7 protein-coding genes are annotated in these 6915 nt (G+C 74.5%); 3 read left to right on the top strand and 4 right to left on the bottom strand.

The window, feature by feature from the left end; all coding sequences use genetic code 11:
• Positions 1–243 precede the first annotated feature (243 nt).
• Both ACIQIB_RS28260 and ACIQIB_RS28255 read right to left on the bottom strand, forming a co-directional pair.
• Positions 244–1617, bottom strand: coding sequence for an ATP-binding protein (locus ACIQIB_RS28260; RefSeq protein ID WP_400761465.1), 1374 nt, complete (start codon positions 1615–1617; stop codon positions 244–246).
• Complete coding sequence (locus ACIQIB_RS28255) at positions 1614–2300, bottom strand: response regulator transcription factor (protein WP_363610137.1); 687 nt, start codon at positions 2298–2300, stop codon at positions 1614–1616. Before ACIQIB_RS28255 ends, ACIQIB_RS28260 begins: the two co-directional genes overlap by 4 nt.
• A gap of 205 nt (positions 2301–2505) precedes the next feature.
• Here ACIQIB_RS28255 and ACIQIB_RS28250 point away from each other — a divergent pair, with 205 nt between their 5' ends.
• The 3 genes from ACIQIB_RS28250 to ACIQIB_RS28240 are packed head-to-tail and all read left to right on the top strand — an operon-like array spanning position 2506 to position 4669.
• The gene (locus ACIQIB_RS28250) at positions 2506–2661 is read left to right on the top strand and encodes a hypothetical protein (RefSeq protein WP_400761463.1); all 156 of its coding nucleotides are present in this window, start codon (positions 2506–2508) and stop codon (positions 2659–2661) included.
• A complete protein-coding gene (locus ACIQIB_RS28245) occupies positions 2658–3422 on the top strand; it encodes a DUF2993 domain-containing protein (protein WP_363610133.1) in 765 nt (254 codons plus the stop codon). Before ACIQIB_RS28250 ends, ACIQIB_RS28245 begins: the two co-directional genes overlap by 4 nt.
• A 20-nt stretch (positions 3423–3442) precedes the next feature.
• On the top strand, positions 3443–4669 hold the full coding sequence (locus ACIQIB_RS28240) for an alpha/beta fold hydrolase (RefSeq protein WP_363610131.1): 1227 nt from the start codon (positions 3443–3445) through the stop codon (positions 4667–4669).
• 131 nt (positions 4670–4800) lie between these two features.
• Here ACIQIB_RS28240 and ACIQIB_RS28235 read toward each other — a convergent pair whose 3' ends face one another.
• Complete coding sequence (locus tag ACIQIB_RS28235; RefSeq protein WP_400761458.1) at positions 4801–5886, bottom strand: hypothetical protein; 1086 nt, start codon at positions 5884–5886, stop codon at positions 4801–4803.
• A gap of 14 nt (positions 5887–5900) precedes the next feature.
• Positions 5901–6848: an NAD-dependent epimerase/dehydratase family protein gene (locus tag ACIQIB_RS28230; protein WP_400761457.1), complete on the bottom strand. Its 948-nt coding sequence runs from the start codon at positions 6846–6848 to the stop codon at positions 5901–5903.
• Positions 6849–6915 lie beyond the last annotated feature (67 nt).

Genomic DNA, 6915 nt, shown 5'->3' with positions numbered 1-6915 from the left:
CCGTTCCGTCAGGAACCGACCCGATCTGGTGATCCGTCAGCGAGCTCATCAGTGTCTCCCTTGATCAGGGTGTCCACCTGATTCATGACACTCCCGAGCACAACGCTTGACACCTACAGGAGGCCGGGGCAGCCGGCGGGCAGGAGCCCGAACGTGTGGAGCACGTGGATCGTCCGGGCCGCGTTCGCGGCGCCGAGGTGAGAACAGGCGCACCGGCTTCGGCTTTCCTCCGTCGTACAGCGGTCAGACCCCTTCAGGGAGGGTGATGGTGAAGTGGGCGCCGCCTTCGGGGCCGTGGCCGCGGAGGGTGATGACGGCGCCGAGTCGTTCGGTGAGGCGGTGGGTGATGGCCAGGCCGAGGCCGGTACCGGTGGGGCGGGTGGCGGTGTAGCGGTCGCGCAGGGTGCCGGGCTGGAAGGCGATGCGGACGTCGTCGTCGGTGAGGCCGGGGCCGCCGTCGCGGACCTGCAGTTCCGCCCGGCCGGTGTCGGTCCGTCGCAGGGCCAGCACGACGGGTGCGCCGGGCGGCGTGTGGCGGACGGCGTTGGCGAGGAGGCCGTCGAGGAGCTGGCGGACGCGGAACGCGTCGGTGGCCGCGATCACCGGTTCGTCGGGGTGTTCCAGGCTCAGGTGCAGCCCCTGCTGCCGCGCCTGCTGGGTCCAGGCTCGCGCGGTCTCCTGGACGAGGGCGCCGAGGTCGGTGGGTTCACGGGTGATGCGGAAGTCGTCGGCGTCGAGGCGGGCGAGTTCGAGGAGGTCGGTGACGAAGCGGTCCAGACGCCTGGTCTCGGCCAGGAGGATCCGTCCGACCTCCTCCTGCTGTCCGGGTTCGACCACGCCGTCGGCGAGGGCCTCGGCGTAGCCCCGGAGTGCGGTGAGGGGGGTGCGGATCTCGTGGGAGACGGACGTGAGGAACGCACGCTGGCGGCCCTCGCTGTGTTCGAGGGCGGTGCCGAGGGTGTTGAGGGCGCGGGCGACCTCGCGGGCCTCGGCGGGGCCGTGTACCGGGCAGTGCAGGGCGCGTTCGCCGCCCGCGAGCCGGTGGGCGACGGCGGCGGCGCCGACCAGGGGCCGGGCGATACGCCGGGCGAGGAGGGTGCCGGCCAGCGCCGCCCCGAGCAGCCCGGCGATCAGGGGGACGGTGAGGCCGGCGCGGATGCGGTCGGCGGCGGCGTCGACCTCGGTGAAGGGCTGGGCGAGGACCACGGCGCCGTCGCGTGCCGGGCGGCCCTCCACGAGGACCCGCACACCGCTGAGCACGGCCGTGGTGGAGATGTCCTCACCGGCCAGCAGGGCGTCCCGGTCCCTCGGGGTGACGGCCTCCGCCGATGGGCCCGCCACCTGGCCGTCGGGGGCGATCACCGCGACCCGGACACCGGTGGCGCCGGTCAGCCGCTGCGCCTGGTCGAGCAGCAGCACGGAGAGGTTGGGGGCGACGGACAGCACGGCGGCCTGCCGGGTGAGCCGTTCCCGGTACTGGGCCTCGGCGTTGGAACGGGCCGTGCGCCAGGCCGCGAACCCGGCCAGCAGCACCGCCACGGTCGCCACGACGGTGGTGAGCAGGACCAGGTTGCCGGTCAGCGAACCCCCGGGAGCACGGACGGACGGACGCCTCATCGGCCGCTCTCCTGGGCGCTGTAGCCGACGCCGCGTACGGTCCGGATCGGGCTGGCGTCGCCGAGCTTGGCGCGCAGCTGGGAGACGTAGACGTCGACGACCCGGCTGTCGCGGTAGTCGGCGTACCCCCAGACCTGGGAGAGCAGTTGATCGCGGCCGAAGACCTGGCCCGGCCGGGCCAGCAGGTGGGCGAGCAGGTTGAACTCGGTGGTGGTCAGTTCCAGCGGCTCACCGTCGCGGTGCACGGTTCGGCGCAGCGAGTCCAGACGCAGACGCCCCACGCTGTGCACGCCGGCTGTCTGCGGCCCCGCGGTCCGGCGCAGGACCGCCTTGACGCGGGCGACGAGTTCACGCGGTGAGAACGGCTTGGTGACGTAGTCGTCGGCGCCGAGCTCCAGACCGAGGATCCGGTCGGCCTCCTCGTCGCGCGCGGTGACCAGGATGACCGGTGTCCAGTCCTCGGCGGCGCGCATGCGCCGGCAGAACTCGGTGCCGTCCAGACCGGGCAGGCCGATGTCGAGGACGACCGCCACCGGCCGGAGCCGCCGCACGGCGGCGAGACCGGCCGCGCCGTCGTGCTCGGTGTGGACGCCGAAGCCCTCACGGGTGAGATAGAGGCGCTGGAGGTCGGCGATGTGACGCTCGTCCTCCACGACCAGGACGAGGCCCTTGCTTGGTGTCATCGCAGTTTTCTCCCGTGCCCGCCACCGCGCACGCTCCGGCCGTGGTCTCGAACTGTTCGATGCTAACGCGCGCGATGAGCCGGCCCCGGGCGGCGGCCGTGATCCTTACACGCCCCGAACAGAAGCCGAACCTCCCACTTGCAGCCCCGGTGCAGCCTGCTTCCGGGCCCGCCGACCGGCGGGCCCGGAACGAAGGAGGGCACCGGTGGTCACGGACCCGACGGCGCTCGTGGTCGCCGGCGCCGCCGTCACGGCCGTCCTGGTCACCGCCGCCGCGGCGCTCCTCGCCCGTACCCGCACCGCGACACCCGCCGAGCCGCGGACCGTCAGCCGCCCCGAGCCCACCCGAGGAAGACCATGACCCGCCGCCCCGTACCGGCCCGCACACCCGCCCGCCCGCCGAGCCGTCCGCGCCGCCTCCTGCGCCCGGCCACCCGGCGCGGCCGGATCGTGCGCGCTGTCGCAGTGCCCGTGGCCGCGCTCCTGGTGCTCGCCGCCGGGGCGGAGGCCGTCGCCGGGCACGTGCTGGAGAGCCGGATCACCGACAGCACGACGAAGGCCCTCGGCACTCAGGTGAAGGTCGACACCGGCAGCGGTCCGGCCCTGCTCAAGATCCTCGACCGGCACCTGGAGCACGTCACGCTGAGCGCCGACAATGCCCGCCTCGGCGGTCTGAGCGGCGCCTCGGCGCGCATCACGATGAACGACGTGCGCATCGCCGAGCCCGCGCCCAGCGCGGCCGACGTGAAGGCGGACATCACGATCCCCGCGGACGCCCTGGCGGCCGCCGTCCGCGACGGGGGCCAGAGCCTGCCCGTCGGCACCGCCCGCACCGACCCTGCCGCCGGCACGATCGAACTCGGCCTGGGAGCCGGCGGCACCGGTCGACTCACCCTCAAGCCCGCACTCACCGAGGGCCGCGTCACCATCACCGCCACCGCCCTCCAGTTTCTCGGCCGAACCGTCACCGGACCCCAGCTCGACCGGATCAACGAGCGCCTCACCGCCAAGAAGCAGTCCGCCGACTACCCGCTCGGCCTCAAGCCCACCGCCCTCACCGTCACCCCGGCCGGCCTCGCTCTCACCCTCACCGCCGGCCCCACCACCCTGAAGCACTCATGAACCGGGAACCGTCACCAGCCATGCCCCGCGACCACGCCCCGCACGAGCCCGTGTCCGCCGTGCCACCCGAGCCCCCCGCTCCCGGCCCGACCGCTCCCGGCCGCCGAACCCGCCGTTCCCGGCTGCGCCGGCGCCTGTTGGCCGGCCTCGCGGGCGCCCTCGTCCTCGCGCTCGGCGCCACCGCTGGCCTGCTCTGGCTGGCCGCGGGCAGACTCGTCCGCCCCATGGACGACACCCCGCTCAACACCCACATCGTCGCCTCCGCCCCGGGCACGGTGACCCTCCCCGCCACCACGGACAGCCGCTACGCCGGTACCTACGGCCTGATCTGGCAGGACAAGGGAACCGACCAGCGCCACCACGGCACCCTCGGGCCCGTCCTCGCCTCCGACGGCGACACCGTCACCCGCGCACTCACCGCCGGCACCCCGCCCACCCCGGGCGCCAAGGCAAAGATCATCGTCACCGTCTGGGCCACCGACCCCCGACAGGCCATCGGACTCGGCTACCAGGACGTCACCTACCCCGGCGAACTCGGCCCGATGCCCGCCTGGTTCCTTCCCGCCACCGGTACCACCTGGGCCATCCAGGTCCACGGCCTCGGCGCCGGCCGCGCCGCAGGACTGCGCACCATGCCCCAACTGCACGACCTCGGCCACCCCGTCCTCGACATCACCTACCGCAACGACCCCGGCGCGCCCCAGGACAGCAGCAACACCCGGCATTTCGGCGACACCGAGTGGCGCGACCTCGACGCCGCCGTCCGCTACGCCCGCGACCACGGGGCCACCGGCGTCGTCCTGCTGGGCTACTCCATGGGCGGAGGCATCGTCGAGACCTACCTCCAGCGTGCCGCCGACACCAGCGCCGTGCGCGCCGTCATCCTCGACTCACCCGCCCTCGACTACCGCGCGGCCCTCGACACCATCGTCACCGGCCTTGGCCTGCCCTCACCGGTCGCCGCCCTGGAAACCGTGATCGTCGGCCTGCGCGCGGACGTGGACTTCCGCGATGTCGACGTCCTGGCCGCCAACCGGCGCACCGGCGGCCCCAAGCAACCGGTCCTGCTCTTCCACGGCACCGGCGACACCGTCGTGCCGTACGCCACCAGCGCCGAATTCGCCCACGACTGGCCCGACCAGGTCAGACTCGTCACCGTGGAAGGAGCAGGCCACACCGGCTCCTGGAACGCCGACCCCGACGCCTACAACGCCGAACTCGCGGCCTTCCTCCAACAGCACACCTGACGGCGTGGCCGTACACCTCGTGCAGCCGAACCGGCCCACGGCGTCACCGGAAGAATTGCCATGACCACCGAGCTGAAGCGGCGCCCGTCGGTCTCAGCGGTGTCGTGCGGTGCCGGACCGGGCGTCCCCCGCTACTCCGCCGCCAGGCCCACCCGTTCCAGGGCCGCCGCGAAGCCCGTCCGCCAGGCTTCGGGGGAGGCGCCGGGTGACGGGGCCGGGGCGGGGCGGGCCAGGGCGGCGAGGGCGCTCCGGACGACCTCGGCGGGGCGGGCGGAGGTGACGTCGGCGTGGCCCAGCTCCAGTTCGTGCTGCAGGTTGTCGCGGCCGTGGCCCTGGACGACGTCCAGCAGCAGCAGGCGCCGGCCCAGTGCGCGGGCCTCGCTGCAGGTGTCGCCGGAGCTGGTCACCACCAGGTCGGCGGCGGCCATCAGGGCGGGGATCCGGTCGGTGTACCCGAACGGGTGCAGACGGGGGCGGCCGTCGGCGGCCCGGCGCAGCCGGCGCTCCAGCTCCCGGTTGCGTCCGGCCACGGCCAGCACGTGCGGCCCGGCGTCGGCGAGAGCGGCCGCCGTGCGGGCGAGCGGGCCGAGGCCCCAGGAGCCGGACATCAGCAGCACGCACCGGGCGTCCGCCGGCACGCCCAGCCCGGCCCGCGCCGCCGCCCGCCCGGGCGGGCGGTAGAACGGCGCGCGCAGCGGTGCCGGCAGTACGGCGATCGCCGCGTCCGGCCGGTAGCGCCGCACCGCGCACGCGGCGACCTCGGAGGTGACCAGGAACAGGTCGGTGCCGTCCTGCACCCAGAGCCGGTGCGGCGTCACGTCCGTGCAGAGCACCAGATGCCGGAACCCCCGCCCCGGCAACCGGTTCACCGCCGAGCTCGCGGTCGCGAACACCGACACCACCAGCTCCGGGCGCTGCCGCGCGACCAGCTCCCGCAGGGCCGGCACCAGCCGGGCCCGCGCCGCCGCGTCGGCCAGCAGCGCGAGCCGCGCGCCCGGCCGCAGCGCCGAGAAGTGGAGGGCGTCGTACACCCCTGGCAGGTCGAGCAGCCGCCGGAAGACCGCCTCCCCGGCCGCGCCCGCGCGCTGCCCGAGCAGCGCCATCGCGTCGACCGTGGACGTCGTCCAGCCCCGGGCCCGCAGCGAGTCCGCGCACGCCTGGGCCATCACGTCGTGCCCCTGGCCGAGCGAACCGGAGACCAGCAGGGCGTGTGGCACGGCGGCGCCCCGGCTCAGGACGGGTCGGGCCCGGTGCCGGTGGTGTCCCGGTACCAGTCCGCGTACCGCCGCACCCCGTCGGCGAAGTTGGTCCGCGGTGACCAGCCGAGCAGCCGCTTCGCCTGGGCGGACGAGATGCGGCGCCCGGCGTAGTCGGCGGCGCGCGCCTCGATGTGCGAGATGGTGACCGGTCCGAGCAACCGGTCGACGGTGTCGGCGATGTCCCGGACGGAGACCGCGGCCGAGCCCTCCAGCGCGAAGGTCTGGTCCTCGGCGGCGGGGGAGAGGGCGCGGACGTGGGCGTCCGCGAGGTCCTCCACGTAGACGAAGTTGCGGCTCTGCCGGCCGTCGCCCGCGATGGTGATCGGCCGCCCGGCCAGGGCCGCCTGCACGAACCGGGCCACCACCAGCTCGTCGCGCATCCGCGGGCCGTACGGGATGCCGTAGCGCAGGATGGTGAAGTGCCGCCCGTACAGCTCCCGGTAGCTGTGCACCAGCATCTCGGCGGCGAGCTTGGTGGCGACGTACAGGTGCCCGCTGCGCTCCAGCTCGACCGGGACGTGCTCGTCCACCTCCTGCTCCTCGCCCTCCGGCCCCTCCCCGGCGAGCGCGGCGCCGTACACCCAGACGGTGCTGGCCAGTACGGTCCGGCTGAGGCCGCTGCGCCGGGCCGCCTCCAGGACGGTCGCGGTGCCGTCGATGTTGGTCCGCACGGCCCGGACCGGGTCGGCGGAGACCTGTTCGACGTCGGCCATCGCGGCGAGGTGGAAGACCACCTCGCTGCCGTCGAGGGCGGTGGTCAGGGCGGGCAGGTCGAGGACGTCGATACGGGAGTGCTCGGCGTCGGGGTTGAGGTACTTGTCGGTGGCGTCCACCGCGAGCACCTCGTGCCCGGCCGACAGCAGCCGGTCCACGACGTGTGAGCCGATGAATCCGCATCCCCCGGTGACGGCTACGCGCACGTTCTCTCTCCTAGTCCGGTCTCTTCGGTCGGTGCGGGCGGCCGGTCCCGGGCCTGCCGGGGACCGG

Source organism: Kitasatospora sp. NPDC092286, from assembly GCF_044755565.1.
GTDB lineage: Bacteria > Actinomycetota > Actinomycetes > Streptomycetales > Streptomycetaceae > Kitasatospora.
The sequence above is the reverse complement of the archived record's forward strand: the minus strand, read 5'-3'. Positions and strand labels throughout refer to the sequence as shown.